Origin of the sequence: Rhodovulum bhavnagarense (genome assembly GCF_004343505.1) — a bacterium.
Lineage (GTDB): Bacteria > Pseudomonadota > Alphaproteobacteria > Rhodobacterales > Rhodobacteraceae > Rhodovulum > Rhodovulum bhavnagarense.
In genome coordinates, this window is sequence record NZ_SLXU01000003.1 from 36,488 (window position 1) to 58,918 (window position 22,431).

Genomic DNA, 22,431 nt, shown 5'->3' on the forward strand with positions numbered 1-22,431 from the left:
GCCGTGAACTCTAGACACCATGACAGGCCGGACCCCGCGGGGTCCGGTAATCCCATCCTTCGGGGGGTGGATGGCGTTTCCTATGCCTGCGCGAGGCTTGGCGAGGTCATGGTGGCCGCGATCGCCGCGATGCTGTGTTTCGAGGTCGCAGCTCGTTACCTTTTTAACTCTCCGACAATCTGGGCGCAGGATATCGCGGTCGTCTGCCAGGTCTGGTTCACCTATCTGGGGATGGCCTACGTGCTGCGCCAGCGCAGCCTCATCCGCATTACCGCACTTCTGGCGCTGGCTGGCCCGGCGCTGCGGCGCATCGCGGATGGCCTGGCGCTGCTCATCATTCTCGCCTTCAGCCTCGTGGCCGTGATCTATGGGTGGGACATCGTCGCAGACTCGATCCGCCTGGGCCGGCGTCAGCCGACCATGCTGGAATTGCCGAACTGGATCGCCGAACTTCCCGTCGTGGTCGGTTTCGCCTTGCTCGCGCTTCAGGCGCTGGCCGAACTGATCCGCCTGCCATTCGCGCCCGCGCCCGATTTCTCGCCCTCGGGTGAACATGCGCCAACACATGCCGGACCCCCGATCGAATGACGCTCGTCCTGGTCATCCTCGCACTTCTTGTGCTTTTGTTTATCGGTATTCCGGTCGCCTTCGCGCTGGCGGGATTGGGAACGGTCATGCTCGCGCTCAAGGGGTTGCCCCTTGTGATGGTCGCGCAGAACCTGCACGGGGCGATCGACAATTTCGTTCTCCTGTCGGTGCCCCTTTTCCTGTTGATGTCGAACATCCTGCTGAAGGGGGGGGTCGGGCGTGACCTGTTCGACGCGCTGCAAAGCTGGGTCGGACATTGGCCCGGCGGGCTTGGGATCGCGGCGCTTGCGTCTTGCGGCATATTCTCGGCCATATCGGGCAGCTCGGTTGCAACGGCGGCGACGGTGGCAACCGTTGCGGTGCCCGAAATGACCAGCCGCGGATATGGCAAGTCCTTCACGCTGGGGCTTCTTGCGGCGGGGGGCACTCTGGGGATTCTGATCCCACCCTCGATCCCTCTGATCGTCTACGGTGTCATCACCGAGGAAAGCATCGGAAAGCTGTTCCTGGCGGGCATCGGCCCGGGGCTCGTGCTGATCGCGCTCTTTGCCATCTATTGCGTTGGTTATTCTTTCTTTTCAAAGGAGTACAAGCCCTCTGCAAAAGTCGGACGCGCGCAGCGCTGGCACGCGACAATGCGGGCGCTGCCCACCGGGGGGCTGGCCCTTCTGATGATCGGCGGCATCTATTCGGGTGTATTCACCCCGACCGAGGCATCGGCCGTCGGCGCGGTCTTTGCATTGGTCATCACCGCGCTGGTGCTGCGCTCGCTCAGTTGGGCGGGCTTCGTGCAGGCGCTGCGCGAGACAGTCACGACGACCATCGTGCTGTTCCTGATCGTGATCGGGGCCAAGATCTTTGGCAAAGCGGTGACCATCTACCAGGTGCCCGCCCAGATCTCGCAGTTGTTCGACACCCAGGTTCAGTCCGACCTCGGCTTTCTTCTGATCGTGGGCCTGATCCTTCTGTTCATCGGGCTGTTTCTTGAAAGCCTGTCCATGCTTTTGATCATGGTGCCGGTCCTGTTTCCCACGGTGCTATCTCTCGGGATCGACCCGATCTGGTTCGCGATGTATTTCGTGATCCTGATCGAGATCGCGCTGATCACTCCGCCCGTCGGGCTGAACCTCTTCGTGATACAGGCTGTCGCGCGATCTTCGCTTGGGGCCGTCGCACGTGGTGTGCTGCCGTTTATCGGGTTGATGTTCCTTGCGCTTGTCCTGCTTTGGCTGCTGCCGGGGATCGTGACCTACATCCCCTACCGCCTTTAGATCCGGTTCGGTCATGGCGCATCACGCATTCCATCTCCCTCGGTCCGGTTCCGATCACAGCCTCCTGACAGGGCGCCCTTCGGCCTGCGAGCCGCGGATCGCGCGGGGAGTGCCGGCAGGGATCGGAGCCGAACCTGCCTGCACGAGGCAAGAGAAAGTTTGAAAGGTATGATATCATGGGTCCGCTGAATTCTCTTCGCATCATAGAGCTTGGACAGTTGATCGCTGGTCCGTTCTGCGGCCAGGTGCTGGCCGATTTCGGCGCCGAGGTGATCAAGGTAGAGCCGCCAAAGGGGGGCGATCCGATGCGGCAATGGGGCCGCTCCGGCGAGGATGGCGCGCCGGTCTGGTGGTCGGTGATCGCGCGCGGCAAGCGGTCACTCACGCTGGATCTGCGCACCCCCGAAGGCCAGCAGGTGCTGCGCGACCTTGTTGCCACGGCCGATGTGCTGATCGAGAATTTCCGGCCCGGCACGATGGAACGCTGGGGTCTGGGCTATGACGTTCTGTCCGAGATCAACCCGCGGCTGGTCATGGCGCGGGTCTCTGGGTTCGGGCAGGACGGGCCCTATGCGGATCGGGCGGGCTTTGCCTCGGTCTGCGAGGCGATGGGGGGATTGCGCTATCTCAGCGGCTATCCTGACCGCCCGCCGGTGCGGGTTGGCCTGTCGCTGGGCGACACCATGGCAGGGATGAATGCCGCGATGGGCGTTTTGCTGGCACTTCAGCGGCGGCACACCACGGGGCGCGGCCAGGTTGTAGACAGCTCGATCTACGAAAGTGTTCTGGGCCTGACCGAGGCGCTGATCGCCGAATACGACGCAGGCGGCCATATCCGCGAACGGCACGGATCAACGCTGCCCGGTATCGCCCCCTCGAATGCCTATCCCACCGGTGACGGGCGCGAGATGATCATCGGCGCCAACCAAGACAACGTGTTCCGTCGCCTGTGCGAGGTGATGGGCACCCCCGAAATGGCTGACGACCCACGTTATGCCACCCATCGCGCCCGCGGCGAACATGCCGAGGAACTGGATGCACGCATCGCCGACTGGACCAGCCAGCATCCGGCCGACGAGATGATCTCTGCGCTGGCCGCGGCCGGCGTGCCGGTCGGGTTGGCTTATACCGCGCGCGAAATGATGGCAGATCCCCATTTCGCCGCGCGCGAGAGCATCGTGCGGGTGGAAGACCCGAAAAGCGGCAAGACACTGGCGATGCAGAACGTCTTTCCGCGCCTGTCCGAAAGTCCGGGTGCCGTCCGGGCGCTGGGCCCGGAACTGGGCGAGGCGACTGAAACGATCCTGCGCGACCTGCTGGGCTATACCGATGACAGGATCGCGATGCTGAGGGACGCCGGCATCATCTGACAGGGCACAGCGCGGGCGACAAGACCCGCCGCGGCCAACCAAAGGGAGGACAGACATGCACATCCCCAACGAGTGGCGCGGGCGCAGATGATCGAGCCTGTCATTGTTGTCATCGTCCTGGTCGGCCTTATCGGCATCGGTGCACCGATCTTTCTGGCGCTGGGGGCCAGCGGTCTGCTGGGGCTGTGGATGGCGCGGGGGCCGCTGGCCTTTTTCTTTGCGCCGACATCTTTCTTCGGACAACTCAACTCGTTCGAATTGATTGCCCTGCCGCTGTTCATCCTGATGGGCAACCTGCTGGGGGCCACGCCGGTGGGGCAGAACCTGTTCCGTGCCGCCGCGCTGTGGCTGCAATGGCTGCGCGGCGGGCTGGCGATTTCCACCGTCGGGGCCTCGGCCGTCTTTGGCGCGGTTTCTGGCGTGTCGGTGGCAGGTGTGGCGGCCGTTGGCTCGATCGCGGTGCCCCAGATGCTGGAGCGTGGCTATTCACGCGGGCTTGCGGCGGGGTCGGTGGCATCGTCCGGGGCGCTGGCCATGCTGATCCCGCCCTCGGTGCCATTCATCATCTATGGCGCGGTCTCGGGCGTCAGCGTCGGCGCGTTATTCATCGGGGGCATTCTGCCTGGCCTGTTGCTGGCGCTGGCGCTGGCCGTCTACATATATATCCGCGTGTCGCTTAATCCGGCCGAGGCGCCGCGCGAAACAGGCCCCATGCCGCCCTTGGGCGAACGGATGCGGGCGCTGGGCGGCATCTGGCATGCGCTGCTGCTGGTTTTCATCGTGCTGGGTGCGATCTATAGCGGCGTCGCTACACCATCCGAGGCCGCGGCGTTCGGGGCGGCGGGGGCCTTTGTTCTGGCCGCGGCCGTTTTTCGTGTGCTGACCTGGCGCAAGACGATGGAGGTGCTGGCCAGTTCGGTTAAGATTTCCGGCGCGATCCTGCTGATCATCGGCTGTGCCAAGATCTTCGGCGACTATCTGAATCTTGTCCGCGTGCCCGAAATCGTCACCGAGACGCTGACCCAGACGGCCCTGCCGGACTGGGCGATACTGCTGATCCTGATGCTGGCGCTTGTGCTTCTGGGTATGCTGGTGGATGCGGTGTCGCTGATCGTGGTGACCACGCCGATCCTGTTGCCGCTGATCACGACGATGGGCTACGATCCGCTGTGGTTCGGCATCATCCTGGTTATGAACCTAGAAATCGCGGTCGTGACACCGCCGGTCGGGTTGAACCTGTATGCCCTGCGCGGCGTCTGCCCGATGCTGAGCGTCGAAGAGATCATCCGCTCGGTGGTGCCGTTCATCTTCGTGCAGTTCTTCGTTCTGATGATCTTCGTGCTGTTCCCGGGGCTAAGCTTGTGGCTGCCTGGCCTGTTGTGACTTGCCCCCAATAACAAGAAAGACAACCGTCATATCCTTGGAGGACAAACACATGACACAGACCCGCAGACACTTTCTGCAAACCGGCGCGGCCATGGCCGGCGGCACCGCCCTGCTTGGCCTTGGCGCCGGTCCCGCCCGTGCCGAGACCACGCTGACCGGCGTCAGCTACCTGCCGCCGAGCTACAAGGCGCTGTCCTACGGTTCGGCCGGGTTCGTCGAGCGGCTGAATGCCAGCGATGCGGTGGCAGTCGACTATTACGACAGCGGCAAGCTGTTGAAGGCCGACGAGCAGTTGCCCGCCCTGCGCGCGGGCACCATCGACTTCATGTTCCACACCTCCAGCTACATCACCCGCTCGGTGCCGATCCTTGGCATCACCGGCCTGCCCGGCATCGTCGAGGCGCTCTACGAGAATCCTGGGCGGATCGCCAAGGGCAGCCCGCTGTTTGACCTGATCAACGCGGAACTGGCGAAGGAAGGTCTCTACATGGCCTCGATGATGGGCAACATCCTTGAGCCGGAATATATCTGGTCGACCCAGGCGGCCCCGATCCACTCGATTGCGGAAATCTCGGGCAAGAAGGTGCGCGTGGTCAGCTTCGAGGCGACCAAGGTGATCGAGGACTTTGGCGGTGCCTCGGTGCGCGTGCCTTCCTCGGAACTGTATCTTGCGTTGCAGCGCAACACGGTGGACGCGGCAGTGGCCAACATCTCGACCATCATCGGCCGTTCGTTGCAAGAACAGATCGACTTTGTCTACAAGTTGCCGATGACCGGGTTCGGCATCGGCCTCTTCCTGACCACCAAGCGGTGGGACGGCCTTGGCACTGATGAAAAGGCGGCCTTTGACGAGGCGGCGGCCTGGTTCGACGAAAACGGCGCGGCCTATTCCAACAACACGATTTACCCCGACGAATTCTGGCCGATGATCGCGGCCGAGGGGATCGAGGTGATCGAGCCGTCCGCAGATGACTTGGCTGCGCTGGATGCCGCCGCGTCCGAGGTGCGCACGGCATGGATCAACGAGGTCGGCACCGAGATCGGCGAACGCGCGATCGCGCTGGCGCTGGGCGACGCGTCGTAAGATCGGAGGGGTGCCGTGAGACAGGTTTTCCAAGGCGTGGGGCGGGGCCTTCGGGTCCTGGGGCAGCTTGTGCTGGCCTTCATGGTGGTGACCATCTGCTATGACGCGATCATGCGTTACGTCTTCACGGCACCCACCTCGTGGTCGCTCGAAATCAATACCTTCCTGATCATTTTCGTTGCCCTTCTCACGGCAGCGGATGCCCAGCGTAGCGATAGTCATATCCGCATCACCTTTTTCTCGGACATGGCCGGGGCGGGGGGGCGGCGGGTCATACGCGCGCTGATCGGTCTGATCGGCGCGCTGTTCTGCGCCATCATGGCATGGCGCGGCTTTCTGTTGGCCTGGCAGGCGTGGGAGTATGGCGAGAGGGTCTCGTCAGGTTTCGGCACGCCCATGGTTCTGCCCTACGGATTGTTGCCGGTCGGTTTCGGGATGCTGGCGGTTCAATTCCTGCTTGATGCGCTCGATGCGGCGTTCTGGCCTGACCGGCGTGGCGAGCGGGACGAAATTCAGAACATCTGACACGAGGGATATCCCATGAAAGACATGCGCCCCATCATCTGCGAAGTGGCGCCGCGGGACGGCTTTCAGTCGATTGCTGCCCCGATCGCGACCGATGAAAAGATCGCCATCATCCTCGATCTGATCGCGGCGGGCTGTCCGCGGGTCGAGATCGGCAGTTTCGTCAGCCCCAGGGCCGTGCCGCAGATGGCCGACATGGCCGAGATCGCGGCTGCGGTCCGGGGGACGCCCGCGCGACTGTCGGCGCTGGTGCCCAATGTGCGCGGCGCCGAGAATGCGCTGGCCGCCGGTATCGATGAACTTGTCTACGTCTTTTCCGTGTCAGAGGCACATAACCGCAACAACGTGCGCCAAGGCGTGGACCAATCGCTGGAGGGGCTGGCGCAGGTTGCGGCCGCGCTGCCGGGTGAGGCGCGGCTGAGGGTTGCCGTCGCGACCGCGTTTGACTGCCCGTTCGAAGGCACGGTTCCCCAGGCGGCGGTGATCGAGGCGGTACGCCGCGTGGCCGTCCTGGTGCCCGGGGCAGAGATAGCGCTGTGCGACACGACCGGCCGGGCCAATCCGTTTGTCGTGGGTGAACGGTTCCGCGCCGCCATGGCCCTGCCTGAGACCGCGGCGAATGGATGGGCCTTTCATGGCCATGATACCTATGGACAGGGCGTGGCAAATGCACTTGCGGCCTGGGGCGCGGGTGTGTGTGTGTTCGATACCGCGGCGGCGGGGCTGGGCGGCTGTCCGTTTGCGCCTGGCGCAACCGGGAACACCGCGACCGAAGATCTGGTCTTTGCCTTCAACGAGGGGGGGCATGACACAGGTATCGACCTGCGCGCGCTGCTGGCGGTTGCTGACCGTATCGCGAATCTGCCCGGCGGTGTGACCGGCGGCCATCTGCGGATCGTACCGCGTGATCGCGCCGCGTTCGGGTGAACCGAGGCACGTGCATCGCCTGTCTGTTCTGCCCTGCGATCCCTGTGGTCCGCCTTGCATGTGCGCTCCAGCTTTGCGTCAACGGTGTGTTCCGTGGGGGGGCGCGCCACTGACCTGCGCGCGACAGCCTGCCAATTCTGCGCGCGAGGGCGCCGATGGTGGCCGCGTGGGCGTGGCGCGCCGTACGATGGTCGGCGGGTGGGAAAACACTTGAAAATTCGTGTGAGAGGGCGCTTGACGCCGTCGGAACCGGGGCCTAAAAGGCACCTCACGCCGGGCAGACCCGGCAGGCGCTGCGGTTGTAGCTCAGTTGGTTAGAGTACCGGCCTGTCACGCCGGGGGTCGCGGGTTCGAGCCCCGTCAACCGCGCCATCGCCTGCCTGTTTCGTCCTGCGTCATGCGCGGTTGTAGCTCAGTTGGTTAGAGTACCGGCCTGTCACGCCGGGGGTCGCGGGTTCGAGCCCCGTCAACCGCGCCACTCCTTTTCCAAAGTCAGGGTGTGGAATGTTGCGCATCGTTGACGAGATGCCGCTTTGGCTGGTCCTCTTGGCGGTGCTGAGTGTCGGGCTGGCCCCGTTCGCACCCGAACCACATGTATGGCAAAAACTCCGGATGTTGGCATCGGGCGATCTGCGCCGGGGAATAGACATCCTTGACCTGTGCCTGCACGGTACTCCGTGGCTGGTATTGCTGGCCAAGCTGGGGCGCTTGGCCTTCCTTGCGTCGCGCCGCTGAGCGCGGCGCGGGCTGGCGTTCAGGCCGACAGCGCAGCAAGGATTCGGGCCCAACTGCGAATTCCGCGGTGAAAGCTGGAGAGATCGTATTTTTCGTTCGGCGAATGGATCGCGTCGTCATCCTTGCCGAATCCGATCAACATCGATTCCATCCCGAGGATCTGCTTGAAATGGCCTGCCACGGGGATCGAGCCGCCGCAGCCCACGAAAGCCGCGGGTTTCGGCCATTCGGCGGAGAGCGCGGCGCGCGCCTTTTCGAAGGCGGGATCGTCGATCGACATCCGTGCCGCGCGGGACGCGCCATGCTCGGCAAAGTCCGCCGTGCAATCGGGCGGCAGCATATCGCGCACCATCTTTCGGAACGAGCGTCGGATCTCCAGCGGGTCCTGGTCGCCGACAAGGCGGAAACTGATCTTGGCTGACGCCTTCGAGGGCAGCACCGTCTTGAACCCAGCCCCCGTATATCCACCCTGGATGCCGTTGACTTCGCAGGTGGGGCGCGACCAGATCATTTCCAGCGCCGTGCGGTCGGTCTCCCCGGCCGGGGTGGACAGCCCGACCTCGCCCAGGAATTGCCCCGCATCGAAGTTCAGGTCGTGCCACTGCTGCGCCACGGTTTCGGGCAACTCGGGCACACCGTCGTAAAAGCCGGGAACCGTCACTCGGCCGGTCTCGTCATGCAGTGCCGCGATCACATTCGTCAGAACCCGGATCGGGTTCATCGCAGGGCCGCCATACATGCCCGAGTGCAAATCCTTTGATGGGCCCGTGATCGTGACCTCTTCGCCCAGAAGTCCGCGCAGCATCGTCACGATGGCGGGGCGGTCCTCGCCGAAAAGGCCGGTGTCGCAGATCAGCGCGATATCGGCGCGCAGCTCGGCCCGATTCTGTTCGAGGAAAGGCACCAGCGAGGGCGAGCCCGATTCCTCTTCGCCCTCGAAAAACATCGTGATCCGGGCGGGCAGGGTGCCGTGGACCGCCAGCCATGCGCGGCAAGCCTCGACAAAGGTCATCAACTGCCCCTTGTCGTCGCTGGCCCCACGAGCGCGGATCACGCGCCCCTTGGACGTATCCTCGATTGCCGGATCAAAGGGATCGCGTGCCCACAAATCCAGCGGGTCCACCGGCTGCACGTCGTAATGCCCGTAAAACAGCAGGTTGGGCCCCGCATCGCCCCCCTTGCCCACGACCATCGGATGCCCGGCCGTTGCACGGGTTGCGGCATCAAGGCCCATGCTGCGCAGATCCCGCGCAAGCCAATCGGCGGCACGGGCGCAGTCGTCGGCATGGGCGGGATCAGTGGAAATCGAGGCGATTCGCAGCAGCGCCATCAGGCGTTCGGTCGCCTGCGGCAGATCGGCATCGATTCGGGACAGCACGGCATCGAGGGGCATTGGGTATTCTCCGGTCGGGGTGTGAGCGGAGCCTAACAGCCATGCAGGCCCTGTCCAGAGGTGCGGGAGAACGGAACTTGACCGAAATCAAGGCGATGACGTTGCGCCGGGTGCTTATCTGTCGATGTCGAGACGCGCGACCCGGTCGGTTTACGGCTGTCTTTTCGAGTCTTCAGCGGCGCAGGACCACGATGGAAACAGATGTTTCCTATAGGAACGCAGTCGCCGCCGGAGACCGGGAAAGAGCACATAAAATGGGCAATTGCCGCGACAAGACGCTTCGACGGGCCGCTTTTTTGAAATATCAAATGGGGCGGGAACGAAGAGCATTCAATGGCCAGCGGCTCGAAAAAAGGGGCGCAGTGCCAGGGTGCAAGACCGGCGCCGGATTGCCGGGATAAATGGGGAAAACCCCGGCCGGCCTGCTCGAAAAAACGGGGTAGGTCGGGGAGGTATCGGCCGAAAGGCCCGGAACTAAGGAGAGACCTGGTGGACTATACCGCTGCACTGGACACCGCCATCGGCAAGCTTCACGAGGAAGGCCGTTACCGCACTTTCATCGATATCGAACGGCGCAAGGGACAGTTCCCCGAGGCTGTCTGGAGCCGCCCGGATGGGGAAAAGCAGGATATCACCGTCTGGTGCGGGAACGACTACCTCGGCATGGGCCAGCACCCCGTTGTGCTGGAGGCGATGCAGGATGCGATGTTGGCAACGGGTGCCGGGTCGGGCGGCACGCGCAACATCTCGGGCACCACGGTCTATCACAAGGCGCTGGAAGCCGAGATCGCGGATCTGCACCAGAAAGAGGCCGGCCTGATTTTTACCTCGGCCTACAACGCCAATGACGCGACCCTGTCGACGCTGCCTGTTCTGTTCCCCAACCTGGTCATCGTGTCGGATGAACTGAACCACGCCTCGATGATCCAGGGCATCCGCCGCGGCCGCTGTGAAAAGCACATCTTCCGTCACAACGACGTCGCCCATCTGCGCGAGATCCTTGAGAAGATCGAAAAGGGCCGTCCGATCGTGATCGCTTTCGAATCCGTCTACTCGATGGACGGCGATTTCGGCCCGATCGAGGAAATCTGCGACCTGGCCGACGAGTTCGGCGCGCTGACCTATATCGACGAGGTACACGCCGTTGGCATGTACGGCCCCCGCGGCGCCGGTGTCTGTGAGCGCGACAACCTGATGCACCGCATCGACATCATCAACGGCACGCTGGCCAAGGCCTATGGCGTATTCGGCGGCTATATCGCGTCGTCGGCAAAAATGTGCGACGCCGTGCGGTCTTATGCGCCGGGCTTTATCTTTTCGACCTCGCTGCCGCCGGCGGTTGCGGCGGGTGCGGCGGCCTCGGTCCGCCACCTCAAGACCGACAATGCGCTGCGCGAGAAACATCAGGACCGTGCCCGTGTCATGAAGGCGCGGTTCAAGGGGCTGGGCATGCCCTGCATCGATCACGGCAGCCATATCGTGCCGCTGATTGTCGGCGACCCGGTCCATACCAAGCGTATCTCGGACATGCTGCTGGAAGGATATGGCATCTACGTGCAGCCGATCAACTTCCCGACCGTGCCGCGCGGTACCGAGCGTTTGCGCTTTACGCCGTCGCCGGTGCATACGCCCGAGCAGATGGATCACCTAATCCGCGCGATGGACGAGCTCTGGTCGCATTGTGCGCTGAATCGTGCCGAACTGACCGCCTGACCGCGCGTTCCGGGTGCATGCCCGGCGGTGCTTGTGCTAGCGTCTAGCCAGTAGGGTGGCGATTCTGTCGGGTCGCCACCCGATCTGGGGGCAGGATAACAGGCACGGGGCGGTTTTGATGATCAGGCGCAGGCAGCCGCGACATGCGGCTGAGGGCATCCAAGACACTCCCAAGGGGTTCGATGCGTTCGAACTCAAGCTCGGCGATATCATGCGCGGAGAGCGTGCCACGCTGGGCAAGTCCTTGTTGGACGTGCAGCGCGAGTTGAAAATCCGCGCAACCTATATTGCCGCAATCGAGAATTCCGATCCCACCGCGTTCGAGACGCCCGGTTTCATCGCTGGCTATGTCCGCTCTTACGCACGCTACCTCGCGCTTGATCCCGAATGGGCCTATCGCCGCTTTCGCGAAGAGGCCCGGTTCGAGACCGTGCATGGCATGGAGGCCGCTTCCGCGGTCAGGGCGCCCGTGCGCAACAAGGTCACGGAAAAACGCGATCCGCTGGCCGATCCGAATGCGATCTTCGTGCCCCGCGGCGAGGCTTTCCTGTCGCGCATCGAACCGGGGGCGATCGGGTCCAGCCTTGTGCTGGTCGCGCTGATGGCGGTGCTCGGGTTCGGCGGCTGGTCGGTGCTACAGCAGATCCAGAAGGTAAAGGTTGCGCCTCTGGACCAACAGCCCGGTCTGTTGGCTGACGTGGGGCCACTTCCGGGTGCGGCGAGGGACGATGCGTCCGCCTCTGGCCCCGGCATGCCGCCTACGACCGAGGCGCTGGATCGTCTGTACCGGCCGCAGGTCCTGGATCGTCCCGTTCTGGTGGCGCGCGATGCGCCGATCGCTACGCTGGATCCGGGGGAAATCGGCGTGCTGGCCCCCGAGCGAGGCATCGCCCGCGCAACCCCGGCCCAGCCCCCGGTTGAGATTGCCGCCGCAGAGACTGGCGTGGATATGCCAGCCATGGCGGTGGCGTCGACCCAGATGGTTCAGGTCGTGGCCGCGAATGAAACGCCCGAACTGGCGATCCTCGCGGTGCGCCCGGCCTGGGTGCGGATAACCGGGGCGGATGGTTCGGTCATCTTCGAAAAGATCCTGGACGCAGGCGAACGCTATGTCCTTCCCGACACGGAAGAACCGCCGCGCCTGCGGGCGGGCAACTCGGCCTCTGTCTATTTTGCAATCGCCGGACAGACTTATGGGCCGGTCGACCCCAAGGGACGCGTGGCCAAGAATATCGCGCTCTCTCCCGAGGCGGTGACCGGCGGCTATCAGGTCGCCGATATCACCGCCGATCCCGACCTGGCCGTGGCGCTGGCCCAGGCAGGAGAGTCCCCCGCGAGATAGCGCGGGCGCGACAGGCCGCACATTGCAGAAGGAACGGTAATCCTCTATCCATGGGGCACGCATTCTCACGCCGAACAGGTGGCCCCCATGTCGCTGAACCACGTGCGCCCGTGGCGCAATATCGAACGTCGCAAATCCCGTCAGATCCATGTCGGCCCGGTGGCCGTCGGCGGTGATGCGCCGATCTCGGTGCAGACCATGACCAATACGGTCACCACCGATATCAAGGGCACGATCGAACAAATCCTGCGAGCGGCCGAGGCGGGCGCGGACATCGTGCGCGTATCGGTGCCCGACGAGGATTCGTCGCGTGCGCTCAAGGAAATCGTCGCCGAAAGCCCGGTGCCGATCATTGCCGACATCCATTTCCACTATCGCCGCGGGATCGAGGCCGCCGAGGCAGGCGCCGCCTGCCTGCGGATCAATCCAGGCAATATTGGTGATGAAAAGCGCGTGCGCGAGGTCATCAAGGCCGCGCGCGACCACGGCTGTTCGATGCGTATCGGGGTTAATGCGGGCTCGTTGGAAAAGCACCTGCTGGACAAATACGGCGAGCCGTGCCCCGAGGCGATGGTCGAAAGCGCGCTGGAACATATCCGCATTCTCGAGGACAACGATTTCTTCGAGTTCAAGATCAGCGTCAAGGCATCCGACGTCTTCCTCGCCGCTGCCGCCTACCAGGGCATCGCCGAGGCCACCGATGCGCCGCTGCACCTGGGTATCACCGAGGCGGGTGGGTTCGTTGCCGGGACGATCAAATCCGCCGTCGGCCTGGGGAACCTGCTTTGGGCGGGGATCGGCGACACGATCCGCGTGTCACTTTCGGCCGATCCGGTCGAGGAGGTCAAGGTCGGTTACGAGATCCTGAAATCGCTTGGCTTGCGCCATCGCGGCGTCAACATCATTTCCTGCCCCTCCTGTGCGCGGCAGGGATTTGACGTGATCAAGACGGTCGAGGCGCTTGAAAAACGGCTGGAACACATAAAAACCCCGATGAGCCTTTCGATCATCGGTTGCGTGGTCAACGGCCCCGGTGAGGCGCTGATGACCGATGTCGGGTTCACCGGCGGCGGCAATGGCAACGGAATGGTCTATCTGGCCGGCAAGCAGGACCATCGCATCTCGAACGAGAAAATGATCGACCATATCGTCGAGCAGGTTGAACGCAAGGCCGCCGAGATCGAGGCCGCAGCCGAGGCCCAGGCCGCCGAATGAAAACGCGCCCCGGCCAAGGCGGGCGGGGCGCGAAGAGTTCGGGAATATGCGGGTGACGCGTCGATCAGTCTGCGCGGAGTTCGGCGACGAGTTGGCGCATCGCCTCAAGCGGCACATAGCCACGCAGCATCTCGTCCTCCAGAACGAAGGTCGGCGTTCCCGTGATCTGCAAGCGTTGGGCCAGGGCCCGGTTCGCGGCGATCACGTTGTTTACTTCGGGCGCATCCATCCGCGCCATGATCGCGGCGGCGTCGAGATCCAGGTCCTCGGCCAGCCGTTTCAGGCTTTCAGACGTCACGGCCCCGCGAAAAGCGATCAGCGCATCGCTCACCTGTTTGTAGGCCGCGTCTCCGGCCACCTGCAACGTCGCGATGGCGAAGCGTGACGAGATCACCGATTGATCACCCAGGATCGGGAATTCCTTTACAATGAACCTGATGTTCCTGTCCGTCTCGATCAGCGCGGCAACATCCTCATGCGCCTTGCGGCAATAGGTGCAGCGGTAGTCGACGAATTCGACCAGCGTCACGTCGCCCTCGGAATTGCCGCCCACCCAGGACATGGTGTCGTTGAACAAATCGTTCGCGTTCGCCGCGATCAGCGTGCCGTCATTGGCCGCCTGTGCCTCGGCCTGGCGTTGTTCCAGAACGCCGATGGCCTCCATCAGGACTTCGGGATTTTCCAGCAGGTATGCCCGCACCTCGGCGCCGAAGGCTTCGCGTTCTGCGCTGTTCATGTCGGTCAGGTCAACGGCGTGGGCCGGGACGGCAAGGGCAATTGCGCTCAGCGTGGCAGCAAGGGGGCGAAACATCGTATCTCTCCGTCTTTGGGCGGGATCGCTTGTGTCACTTTCCACCACATCGCGCGCGTCGGGCCAATGACGAAATGGAACAGGGTCGGTCAATTCTGGCGGCGTAGGGCGTCAACGATACGGGCCAGCGCCACCGCGGGCACGTCGCCGCGCACCATGGCGCGGTCCAGCACCTGCGCCGGGGCGGGTCCGAGTTCGAGCCTATCGGCTAGGGCGCGGGTGGCGTCGATATGCGCGTCGATTCGTGGGTCGGCCATTTGTGCGGCAATCCGCTCGGGTGAGAGGCCCAGATCCAGGGCGATTGCGGACAGGGTTGCCGGGCTTGCGTCGGGCGCGGCGAAAAGGGCGGCCTGTGCCTGCCGATAGACCTCGCCGCCCGCCACCCACAGCACCGCAAGGGCAAAGCGGGCGGCGCGCTCTGCCTCGGTGTTGCCGGGGGCGGGGGCCTGCTTGATCACCCAGCGCAAGGCCCCGTCCTTCGCGATCAGCGCCTGAGCGGCCTCAAGCGCGCGTGCGCTGGCCGCGTCGCGGTAGTCAATGAAACTGACAAGGGTCAAATCGCCCTTTGCCGCGCCGCCGCTCCAGTCGCCGGGGGCGTGAAACAAGGCCCGCGCATTGGCCTGCAGCAGGGCGATATCCCCGGCCGCATGGTTGGCCTGCCGCCTGGCCTCGGCCCTTTGCATCGCCTCGCCGATCACCTCGGGATGGGTCAGCAGGTAGGTGCGCACCGCCTCGCCAAAGGCGGTGCGTTCGGCCTGTGTCAGCTCAAGCGCGGGGACGGGCGATGCGGCCAGCGCGAGGATTGTCAACAGGGGCACGTATCTCATCGTTTCCTTGCCTGCTCGGCCGCGGCCAGGATGTCTTGCGCCCGCAGCCAGCCCGGTGCGCCGCGCGGTACAAGCCCCAACGCGCGGTTCGCGTGAACCGAGGCTGTATCCAGCCGGCCCATGAGCGCGTAACGCTCTGCCGTGGCGACCGAGGCCATCCCGTTATCGCCCGCCCGTGCATAGGCCAGTGCCAGGTCGCGCAGCATTCGCGGGTCATAAGGATCGCGGACCCGTGCCCGCTTGAGAACGTCGAGGGCTTGCCGGTTGGCCGCGGGCGTGTCCAGCGCCAGAAGCGCACGGCCCTGTCCGGCCAGGATCAGCGGTTCTTTCGGGGCCAGCCCCACGGCGCGGCCATACGCCTGTGCGGCGGGTGCGAACTGGCGCGATTCCAAAAGGATCTGGCCCTTGAGTTCCTGAACATAGGGATCGTTGGGGCGTCTGGTCTCAAGTCTGTTCATCTCGGCAAGCGCTCGGCCTGTGTCTGGCATCCTGTGATAGGCCACCGCCCGCCGCATCAGCGCGATGTCCGAGCCATCCCCCTTATCCACCTGGCGCAGGGTGTGGCGCGGGTTTTGCAGGAAGGCGCCCAGCTTGCCCTTGGCGCGGGCAAACCACTCTGCCGCATGAGGATCCTGCGCGGCGCGCCCGCCATAGGCGGCGGCATAGCCCTTGAGTGCTCGCATCCGTTCGGCGCTCAGCGGGTGGGTGCGCAAATAGGGGTCCTGGCGTGCGACATTAAGCGCCTCTTGCCCGCGAAAGCGGTCCAGAACATCGACCATGCCCTGCGGGTCCACGTCGGCATGCGCCATGAACCGCACGCCGGCCTGGTCGGCCGATGACTCCTCGGCGCGGGTATGGCCAAAGAATACTCGCTGCGCCGATGATGCGGTCCCCATCGCTAGACCCGCGCCTGCCTCGGCATTGCCGCCGGCAACCATCGCCATGGACATCAGCAGGCCCATTGCCGCGGCGCCGCGTGCGCCCCGCAGGTTGGCCATGCGGCGGGTGAGGTGGCCACCGGTGATATGGGCCAATTCATGCGCGATTACGCCCTGCAATTCCTCGGCCCGGTCGAGCCGCAGGATCAGGCCGGAATGGATCATCACCGTCTGGGCGTCCACGACAAAGGCATTCATGGAGCTGTCATTGATCACCAGGATGTCCAGTGTATCGGTGTTGATCCCGGCGGCGTTTGCGATGGGGCGGGTCAATTCACGCAGCGCATGTTCGATCTCGGCATCGCGGATCAGGCTTTGCGATCGGGCGGGACCCAGCGCAAGCGCGAGCAGCAGGGCCCCCAGTCCAAGACGCAATAACCAAGCCCCCGCGCGCGAAGCGGGGACCATTGACCTTGGCACGCGGCGCTGGAACAAAGCCTCCATGATAAATACCCTAAGGAGGCGGGCATGAAGGTTTCAAGCCGCGGAGAGGTCGATCCCTTTATCGTGATGGACGTCATGGCCGCCGCGTCACGGGCAGAGGCCGAGGGCCGGCGCATCATCCATATGGAGATCGGTCAGCCCGGAACGCCTGCACCCGCCGCCGCGCGCGCAGCACTGGCCCGCGCGATGGAGGAAGGGCCGCTGGGCTATACTGTGGGCCTTGGCCTGCCTGAGTTGCGCGCGCGCATCGCGCGGCTATACGGAGAGTGGTATGATGTCGATCTGAACCCCGAGCGGGTGGTGATCACACCGGGATCTTCGGGCGGTTTCACGCTGGCCTTTACCTCGCTGTTCGATACGGGCGCGAGGGTCGGGATCGGGATGCCCGGTTATCCCTCTTACAAGGCCATCCTCACCGCGCTGGATCTTGTGCCGGTCAGGATCGAAACCGCGCTTGAAAACCGGCTGCAACCCGTGCCCTCTGATCTGCCCCCCGATCTGGACGGTTTGCTGGTGGCCTCGCCGGCCAACCCGTCTGGCACGATGCTGGATCGTGCAGCGCTGGTCGACCTGATCGAGGCCGCGCGGGGGCAGGGCGCAGCCTTTATCTCTGACGAGATTTACCACGGCGTCGAATACGAGAAAAAGGCGGTCAGCGCGGTCGAGATTACCGACGAGGCCTATGTGATCAACTCGTTTTCCAAGTATTTCTCGATGACTGGCTGGCGCGTGGGCTGGATGGTGGTGCCCGAGAATCATATCCGCCGGGTCGAACGGCTTGTGCAGAACCTGTTCATCTGTGCGCCTCATGCCAGCCAGGTTGTGGCGCTTGCCGCGATGGATGCTACCGATGAGTTGGAGGCAAACATGGTCATCTATCGCCGCAACCGCGCCCTGATGATGGAGGGGTTGCCCAAGGCGGGATTTACAAAGATCGCGCCGCCCGATGGGGCGTTCTACGTCTACGCGGATGTGTCCGACCTGACCGATGACAGCCGCGCATTCGCCGCCGAAATCCTTGACAAGGCGGGGGTCGCGGTGACGCCCGGGCTGGATTTCGATCCGGCGCGCGGGCATGGCACGCTGCGCTTTTCCTATGCGCGGGCAACATCGGATATCGAGGAGGGCCTGGACCGGCTCGCCCGTTTCATGGCAGCGCGTTAAAACCGTGGGCGAGCCGCAGAAGGGCATCCTGGCCATGGCCGCGGCCTGTGTCATCTGGGGCCTGTCGGCGATGTATTACAAGCTGGTTGCGCATGTGCCGCCGCTTGAGGTGCTGAGCCATCGCACGCTTTGGTCGCTGGTTTTTTTCGGGCTCGTGCTGGCCGCGCAGGGGCGGCTGATCGAGTTGGGCCGGTTGCTGGTTCGCCCACGCGCGCTGGCGGTGGTTTTCGTCGCGGCGCTGGCCATCTCGACCAACTGGTTCTTCTTCATCTACTCGGTTCAGGTGGGACAGGCGGTTCAGGCCAGCCTGGGCTATTACATCTTTCCGCTGGTGGCGGTGGCTTTGGGGTTTGTATTTCTTGGAGAGCGGCATTCGGCGCCGAAATGGCTGGCTGTCGGCCTGGCCTTTGCCGCGGTAACCGGGCTGACCTGGGGGCTTGGAGTTGCGCCCTGGGTCTCTTTGGTTCTGGCGTTTACCTTCGGGCTTTACGGGCTGGTCAAGCGCGGAGTGCCCGCCGGTCCGGTCGTGTCCGTGACTGCCGAGGTTCTGCTGTTGGCGCCGCTCGCACTGGTCTGGCTCTGGGGGGTGCATGGTCTGGGATGGCAGGGTCTGACCGGCCGCAACCTTGGGGCGTTCGGTCAAGATCTTGGCGACAGCCTGCTGCTGGCGTTTTCAGGGCCACTTACGGCAACGCCCCTGATCTTGTTCTCTTACGCATCTAAACGGGTCAGCTATGCCACGGTCGGATTGGTGCAATACATTAATCCTACCCTGCAATTCATTGTTGCAACGTTGGTTTTTCGCGAGTCTTTTACCGGCTGGCATGCGCTGGCCTTTGCCTTGATCTGGACTGCGCTGGCGCTCTACTCGGCGGAATCGTTACGGCAGGACAGGGCCGCGCGCAGGTCTGTAATCAACGTGGGTACGTCGGGAACGCGCTGAACGAAATCGCGCAGCGATGGCTCGGCAAAGCCTTCCGCGATGAAATGGTCGATAAGGGCGGTCAGCGGGTCCCAGAAACCTTCGGTATTCAGTAACAGGATCGGTTTTTCGTGCAGCCCCAGTTGCCGCCAGGTCAAGACCTCGAAAAACTCGTCCAGCGACCCCGCGCCCCCCGGCAAGACCACGATCGCGTCAGAATTCATGAACATGACCTTTTTGCGCTCGTGCATGTTCTCGGTCACGATAAAGGTGGACAGGTCGCGCTTGCCCACTTCGCGGTCGAACAGGTGGATCGGGATAACCCCGAAAGTCTGCCCCCCTGCCGTCTGGGCTGCGCGCGCCACGCGTCCCATCAGCCCGACATCGCCCGCGCCATAGACCAGCCGCCATCCTGCCCCAGCAATGGCGTATCCCAGGGCCTCGGCCTCGGTGCCATAGGCTGGGCGATGACCGTCACGCGACCCGCAAAATACACAGACGGAAGGAATGCGCGCGGTCATGGGGGCCTCTGGGGTTGCGGCGATCTGGACCCGTGATAGCGAGGTTGCTATGGTCCCGCAAGCGCGCGGGATCGCGCGGATGCCGGGGGCCAAGGGCATGACGGGGAGGCGGAATTCGGTTGGGTGGCGCACCGGCGCGCTGGCGGCGCTGGTGCTGGCGGGGACGAGTTTGGTGGCGTTCACGCTCTGGCTTGGGGTGCCCGACCCCAAAGGCATGGCCCCTGGTATGTCCCAAGACGTCGGCACAGATGACCATTTGCCTGACGCGGCTGCCGAAATCGCGGAATCAGAGCCAGCCCCGCAGACAGCGCCGGGTCCCGTGCCGCCCAGGTTCGACGTGGTACGTGTCGAGGCCGGGGGCGATGCGCTGGTTGCCGGGCGGGCGCTTGCCGGCAGCCTTGTCGGGATAGAGGTGGCGGGCGAGCGGGTCGCGCAAACCCGGACCGGTCAGGATGGCCGTTTCGCCGCGTTCTTTACCTTGGCGCCCGCCGATACCCCCCTGCCGCTGCGGCTGATCATGGAAACGGGTGCCGGGGTGCGTGTGGTCTCGGAGGGGACTGTTCTTGTCGCCCCGGTTGCGCCCGCCCCGGCAAGGGCAAGCGAGGATACCGAGGCGGATCCCGCGCCGACTGCGACGACTGCGCCGCCGGTTTCCGGCGATCTTGCTCCGCGGCCCCCGGTCGTGCCGACGGCCGGGATCGCACCCGTCGCGCCTGCCGCTGCGCCGGCGGTTCTCATGGCCGGGGCAGAGGGGGTGCGGGTGTTACAACCCCCCGCGGGCGAGCTGCTTCCTGGGTCCGAGGTGGTGATGATCGACGCGATATCCTATGACGCCGGGGGCAGGGTGCATGTCTCGGGGCGGGGGGACGCTGGGGCGAGCTTTCGGCTTTATCTCGATAATACCGCGATCGGGCGGGCGCAGGCCGATGCGCAGGGCCATTGGCGTCTTTCGCTAAACGGCATATCGCCGGGCCTTTATACCCTCAGGGTGGACCAGATCGCCGAGGCCGGGCATGTGGGCGCGCGGTTCGAAACGCCTTTTCTGCGTGAACGGGCGGAACGGTTGGCCGACATGAGCGCCGAGATGGCGGGCAGCACGGAAACGGGCGGCGAGGCGGCAGGCTCGGGCGCGGCCGGGGCGCGGGCTGCGCCGCATACCCCTGAGATGCGCCTGGTCACGGTTCAGCCCGGCTATACGCTTTGGGGAATTGCCGACCGGGCCTATGGGCGTGGTTTCGATTACATCGCGATCTTCAACGCCAATCGCGACCAGATTCAGGACCCCGACCTGATCTATCCCGGCCAGGTTCTCGATCTGCCGCGGCAGGGGCAGGATAGCTTACCCGATTAGGGCCGCTGGCCTTCTGCGCGGTGGCGCTTTAGGGTGGTTCATCACCCATGCAGCGACGTGATACCATGCCTCCCAGACCGACCACCGCCGACTTGTCGAAATTCGATCGCGCACAGGGGATGCGAACGATCCGCAAGGTGTTGCCCTATCTCTGGCCCGATGGGCAGGGCTGGGTAAAGCGCCGCGTGGTGCTGGCGATGGCTGCGTTGATCCTGGCCAAGATCGTTTCGGTTCTGACCCCCTTTCTCTACAAGGCGGCGGTGGACAGCCTGACGGGCGAGGGTGCGCCGGACGCGATGATGATGGCCGTGGGGGCGGTTGGCCTGACCGTGGCCTATGGCATGGCGCGGCTGATGAACGTGGGTTTCCAGCAATTGCGCGATGCGCTCTTTGCTCGTGTGGCACAGCGGGCGTTGCGCCGCCTGGCGCTGGAAACCTTTACCCACATCCATCGCCTGAGCCTGCGCTACCACATCGCGCGCAAGACCGGCGGCCTGTCGCGTATCATCGAGCGTGGCGTGAAGGGGGTAGAGTTCCTCTTGCGCTTCATGCTGTTCAGTGTCGGCCCGCTGGTGATCGAGCTGACGCTGGTCGCGCTTATTTTCTTTTTTGTCTTCGATGTTTGGTACCTGGCCGTGGTCGTGGTCACCATTGCACTATACGTTCAGTTTACCTTCAAGGTGACCGAGTGGCGGGTGCAGATCCGCCGCCGCATGAACGCTCAGGATACCGACGCCAACCAGAAGGCCATAGACAGCCTGCTGAATTTCGAGACGGTCAAGTATTTCGGAGCCGAGACGCGCGAGGCCGAGCGATACGACCGTGCGATGGAGGGCTATGAAGAGGCCGCGGTCAAGACCTCGCTGTCGCTGGCTTTTCTGAATTTCGGGCAATCCCTGCTGATCACCGGCGGGTTGATCGCGGTGATGGTGATGGCGGCGCTGGGCGTTCAGGCCGGCGAGCTGACCGTGGGCGATTTCGTCATGGTCAACGCCTATATGGTGCAGATCACCATGCCGCTGAATTTTCTTGGCACGGTCTACCGCGAAATTCGCCAAAGCTTGGTGGACATGGGAGAGATGTTCGACCTGCTGGAACAGCCCGCAGAAGTGACAGACAAGCCCGGTGCGCCGGCCCTGCGCGTCAGCGGCGGCACGGTCGAGTTTCGCGATGTTCATTTCGGTTATGACGCTGCCCGGCCAATTCTGCGCGGCGTTACGCTCATGGTTCCAGCGGGCCGAAAGGTGGCCATTGTTGGTCCTTCGGGGGCCGGCAAGTCGACGATCGGGCGTCTTTTGTTCCGGTTCTACGACGTCACGGCGGGCGCGGTGGCAATCGACGATCAGGATGTGCGCGACGTGTCCCAGGACAGCCTGCACGCCCGTATCGGGGTGGTGCCGCAGGACACGGTATTGTTCAACGATACGATCCGCTACAACATCGCCTATGGTCGCCCAGAGGCAAGCCTGACCGAGATCGAGGCGGCGGCAAAGGCTGCAAGGATACACGATTTCATTGCGTCGCTGCCACAGGGTTACGAGACCCAGGTGGGCGAACGGGGGCTGAAGCTGTCCGGCGGCGAAAAGCAAAGGGTCGGGATAGCGCGCACATTGCTAAAGAATCCGCCCATCCTGCTGTTGGACGAGGCGACCTCTGCGCTCGATTCAGAGACCGAGGCGGGCATTCAGGCGCAACTCAAGGCGATGGGCGAGGGACGCACGGTCATCGCCATTGCGCACCGGCTGTCGACCATTGTGGATGCCGACGAGATCGTGGTGCTGGAAGCCGGCCGCGTTGCCGAACGCGGCACCCACGAGGCACTGGTCGCTCGCGGCGAGCGCTACGCGACGATGTGGGCGCGACAGCAGGCCGGCGAAGAGGACGACGCGGCGGCGTAAGTGCCG

At 64.1% G+C, this 22,431-nt stretch carries 20 protein-coding genes and 2 tRNA genes; 17 read left to right on the plus strand and 5 right to left on the minus strand.

The annotated features are described in order from the left end of the window. Nucleotides 1-3: 3 nt before the first annotated feature. The 10 genes from EV663_RS05180 to EV663_RS05225 all read left to right on the plus strand — a co-directional run bounded on the left by EV663_RS05180 (nucleotide 4) and on the right by EV663_RS05225 (nucleotide 7,886). Entirely contained in the window at nucleotides 4-588 is a 585-nt protein-coding gene (locus EV663_RS05180; RefSeq protein WP_165910133.1) for a TRAP transporter small permease, read from the plus strand. Then, nucleotides 585-1,859 carry a TRAP transporter large permease gene (locus tag EV663_RS05185; protein ID WP_132950733.1) on the plus strand — a complete coding sequence of 425 codons (1,275 nt, stop codon included), beginning with the start codon at nucleotides 585-587 and terminating at the stop codon, nucleotides 1,857-1,859. Before EV663_RS05180 ends, EV663_RS05185 begins: the two co-directional genes overlap by 4 nt. A gap of 176 nt (nucleotides 1,860-2,035) precedes the next feature. Further along, nucleotides 2,036-3,229 carry a CaiB/BaiF CoA transferase family protein gene (locus tag EV663_RS05190; RefSeq protein WP_132950734.1) on the plus strand — a complete coding sequence of 398 codons (1,194 nt, stop codon included), beginning with the start codon at nucleotides 2,036-2,038 and terminating at the stop codon, nucleotides 3,227-3,229. Nucleotides 3,230-3,316: 87 nt separating this feature from the next. Then, complete coding sequence (locus tag EV663_RS05195) at nucleotides 3,317-4,612, plus strand: TRAP transporter large permease (RefSeq protein ID WP_132950735.1); 1,296 nt, start codon at nucleotides 3,317-3,319, stop codon at nucleotides 4,610-4,612. A 52-nt stretch (nucleotides 4,613-4,664) separates the two neighbouring features. Then, on the plus strand, nucleotides 4,665-5,699 hold the full coding sequence (locus tag EV663_RS05200) for a TRAP transporter substrate-binding protein (protein WP_132950736.1): 1,035 nt from the start codon (nucleotides 4,665-4,667) through the stop codon (nucleotides 5,697-5,699). A 15-nt stretch (nucleotides 5,700-5,714) separates the two neighbouring features. Next, nucleotides 5,715-6,224, plus strand: a complete 510-nt coding sequence (locus tag EV663_RS05205) for a TRAP transporter small permease (protein WP_207904399.1) — start codon at nucleotides 5,715-5,717, stop codon at nucleotides 6,222-6,224. 15 nt (nucleotides 6,225-6,239) lie between these two features. Next, nucleotides 6,240-7,151 (plus strand): hydroxymethylglutaryl-CoA lyase, encoded by a 912-nt coding sequence (locus tag EV663_RS05210; RefSeq protein WP_243697875.1) that lies wholly within the window; start codon nucleotides 6,240-6,242, stop codon nucleotides 7,149-7,151. Nucleotides 7,152-7,446: 295 nt separating this feature from the next. After that, nucleotides 7,447-7,523 (plus strand) — tRNA-Asp (locus tag EV663_RS05215). Between the two features lie 29 nt (nucleotides 7,524-7,552). Then, nucleotides 7,553-7,629: transfer RNA gene (locus tag EV663_RS05220), tRNA-Asp, on the plus strand. 26 nt (nucleotides 7,630-7,655) lie between these two features. Then, nucleotides 7,656-7,886, plus strand: coding sequence for an RND transporter (locus EV663_RS05225; RefSeq protein ID WP_132950737.1), 231 nt, complete (start codon nucleotides 7,656-7,658; stop codon nucleotides 7,884-7,886). A 19-nt stretch (nucleotides 7,887-7,905) separates the two neighbouring features. On the opposite strand, the gene EV663_RS05230 is transcribed toward EV663_RS05225, so the two are convergent. Next, nucleotides 7,906-9,279: a M20/M25/M40 family metallo-hydrolase gene (locus EV663_RS05230; protein WP_132950738.1), complete on the minus strand. Its 1,374-nt coding sequence runs from the start codon at nucleotides 9,277-9,279 to the stop codon at nucleotides 7,906-7,908. 489 nt (nucleotides 9,280-9,768) lie between these two features. Here EV663_RS05230 and hemA point away from each other — a divergent pair, with 489 nt between their 5' ends. From hemA to ispG, 3 genes are all read left to right on the plus strand, one after another. Continuing rightward, a complete protein-coding gene (hemA, locus tag EV663_RS05235) occupies nucleotides 9,769-10,992 on the plus strand; it encodes a 5-aminolevulinate synthase (RefSeq protein WP_132950739.1) in 1,224 nt (407 codons plus the stop codon). A 118-nt stretch (nucleotides 10,993-11,110) separates the two neighbouring features. Beyond that, nucleotides 11,111-12,334, plus strand: a complete 1,224-nt coding sequence (locus EV663_RS05240) for a helix-turn-helix domain-containing protein (protein ID WP_132950740.1) — start codon at nucleotides 11,111-11,113, stop codon at nucleotides 12,332-12,334. A gap of 87 nt (nucleotides 12,335-12,421) precedes the next feature. Then, nucleotides 12,422-13,549 carry a flavodoxin-dependent (E)-4-hydroxy-3-methylbut-2-enyl-diphosphate synthase gene (ispG, locus tag EV663_RS05245; RefSeq protein ID WP_132950741.1) on the plus strand — a complete coding sequence of 376 codons (1,128 nt, stop codon included), beginning with the start codon at nucleotides 12,422-12,424 and terminating at the stop codon, nucleotides 13,547-13,549. A gap of 64 nt (nucleotides 13,550-13,613) precedes the next feature. On the opposite strand, the gene EV663_RS05250 is transcribed toward ispG, so the two are convergent. The 3 genes from EV663_RS05250 to EV663_RS05260 form a co-directional block, all read right to left on the minus strand. Then, entirely contained in the window at nucleotides 13,614-14,360 is a 747-nt protein-coding gene (locus tag EV663_RS05250) for a DsbA family protein (RefSeq protein WP_132950742.1), read from the minus strand. A gap of 89 nt (nucleotides 14,361-14,449) precedes the next feature. Next, a complete protein-coding gene (locus tag EV663_RS05255; protein ID WP_165910134.1) occupies nucleotides 14,450-15,187 on the minus strand; it encodes a DsbA family protein in 738 nt (245 codons plus the stop codon). Continuing rightward, nucleotides 15,184-16,500 carry a M48 family metalloprotease gene (locus EV663_RS05260; RefSeq protein WP_243697876.1) on the minus strand — a complete coding sequence of 439 codons (1,317 nt, stop codon included), beginning with the start codon at nucleotides 16,498-16,500 and terminating at the stop codon, nucleotides 15,184-15,186. The genes EV663_RS05255 and EV663_RS05260 overlap by 4 nt, the downstream gene beginning before the upstream one ends. 93 nt (nucleotides 16,501-16,593) lie before the next feature. On the opposite strand from EV663_RS05260, the gene EV663_RS05265 reads away from it, so the two are divergent. After that, nucleotides 16,594-17,733 (plus strand): pyridoxal phosphate-dependent aminotransferase, encoded by a 1,140-nt coding sequence (locus EV663_RS05265; RefSeq protein WP_132950744.1) that lies wholly within the window; start codon nucleotides 16,594-16,596, stop codon nucleotides 17,731-17,733. A 4-nt stretch (nucleotides 17,734-17,737) separates the two neighbouring features. Next, nucleotides 17,738-18,676, plus strand: a complete 939-nt coding sequence (gene rarD, locus EV663_RS05270) for an EamA family transporter RarD (RefSeq protein WP_132950745.1) — start codon at nucleotides 17,738-17,740, stop codon at nucleotides 18,674-18,676. Here the strand turns inward: rarD and EV663_RS05275 are convergent. Continuing rightward, the gene (locus tag EV663_RS05275; RefSeq protein WP_132950746.1) at nucleotides 18,598-19,176 is read right to left on the minus strand and encodes an LOG family protein; all 579 of its coding nucleotides are present in this window, start codon (nucleotides 19,174-19,176) and stop codon (nucleotides 18,598-18,600) included. The two genes, rarD and EV663_RS05275, sit on opposite strands and share 79 nt — an antisense overlap. On the opposite strand from EV663_RS05275, the gene EV663_RS15950 reads away from it, so the two are divergent. After that, nucleotides 19,175-20,527 (plus strand): LysM peptidoglycan-binding domain-containing protein, encoded by a 1,353-nt coding sequence (locus EV663_RS15950; protein WP_165910135.1) that lies wholly within the window; start codon nucleotides 19,175-19,177, stop codon nucleotides 20,525-20,527. The genes EV663_RS05275 and EV663_RS15950 overlap by 2 nt on opposite strands. Nucleotides 20,528-20,592: 65 nt before the next feature. Further along, nucleotides 20,593-22,425 (plus strand): ABCB family ABC transporter ATP-binding protein/permease, encoded by a 1,833-nt coding sequence (locus tag EV663_RS05285; protein WP_132950748.1) that lies wholly within the window; start codon nucleotides 20,593-20,595, stop codon nucleotides 22,423-22,425. Nucleotides 22,426-22,431 lie beyond the last annotated feature (6 nt).

Excerpts from the sequence above, each read along its gene's own strand:
- EV663_RS05190 (WP_132950734.1), top strand. The coding sequence starts at position 2,036 with ATGGGTCCGCTGAATTCTCTTCGCATCATAGAGCTTGGACAGTTGATC.
- EV663_RS05265 (WP_132950744.1), top strand. The coding sequence starts at position 16,594 with ATGAAGGTTTCAAGCCGCGGAGAGGTCGATCCCTTTATCGTGATGGAC.
- EV663_RS15950 (WP_165910135.1), top strand. The coding sequence starts at position 19,175 with ATGGGGGCCTCTGGGGTTGCGGCGATCTGGACCCGTGATAGCGAGGTT.
- EV663_RS05225 (WP_132950737.1), top strand. The coding sequence starts at position 7,656 with ATGTTGCGCATCGTTGACGAGATGCCGCTTTGGCTGGTCCTCTTGGCG.
- EV663_RS05285 (WP_132950748.1), top strand. The coding sequence starts at position 20,593 with ATGCCTCCCAGACCGACCACCGCCGACTTGTCGAAATTCGATCGCGCA.
- EV663_RS05250 (WP_132950742.1), bottom strand. The coding sequence starts at position 14,360 with ATGTTTCGCCCCCTTGCTGCCACGCTGAGCGCAATTGCCCTTGCCGTC.
- EV663_RS05255 (WP_165910134.1), bottom strand. The coding sequence starts at position 15,187 with ATGAGATACGTGCCCCTGTTGACAATCCTCGCGCTGGCCGCATCGCCC.
- EV663_RS05200 (WP_132950736.1), top strand. The coding sequence starts at position 4,665 with ATGACACAGACCCGCAGACACTTTCTGCAAACCGGCGCGGCCATGGCC.
- ispG (WP_132950741.1), top strand. The coding sequence starts at position 12,422 with ATGTCGCTGAACCACGTGCGCCCGTGGCGCAATATCGAACGTCGCAAA.
- EV663_RS05275 (WP_132950746.1), bottom strand. The coding sequence starts at position 19,176 with ATGACCGCGCGCATTCCTTCCGTCTGTGTATTTTGCGGGTCGCGTGAC.
- EV663_RS05185 (WP_132950733.1), top strand. The coding sequence starts at position 585 with ATGACGCTCGTCCTGGTCATCCTCGCACTTCTTGTGCTTTTGTTTATC.
- EV663_RS05210 (WP_243697875.1), top strand. The coding sequence starts at position 6,240 with ATGAAAGACATGCGCCCCATCATCTGCGAAGTGGCGCCGCGGGACGGC.
- EV663_RS05230 (WP_132950738.1), bottom strand. The coding sequence starts at position 9,279 with ATGCCCCTCGATGCCGTGCTGTCCCGAATCGATGCCGATCTGCCGCAG.
- EV663_RS05195 (WP_132950735.1), top strand. The coding sequence starts at position 3,317 with ATGATCGAGCCTGTCATTGTTGTCATCGTCCTGGTCGGCCTTATCGGC.
- EV663_RS05240 (WP_132950740.1), top strand. The coding sequence starts at position 11,111 with ATGATCAGGCGCAGGCAGCCGCGACATGCGGCTGAGGGCATCCAAGAC.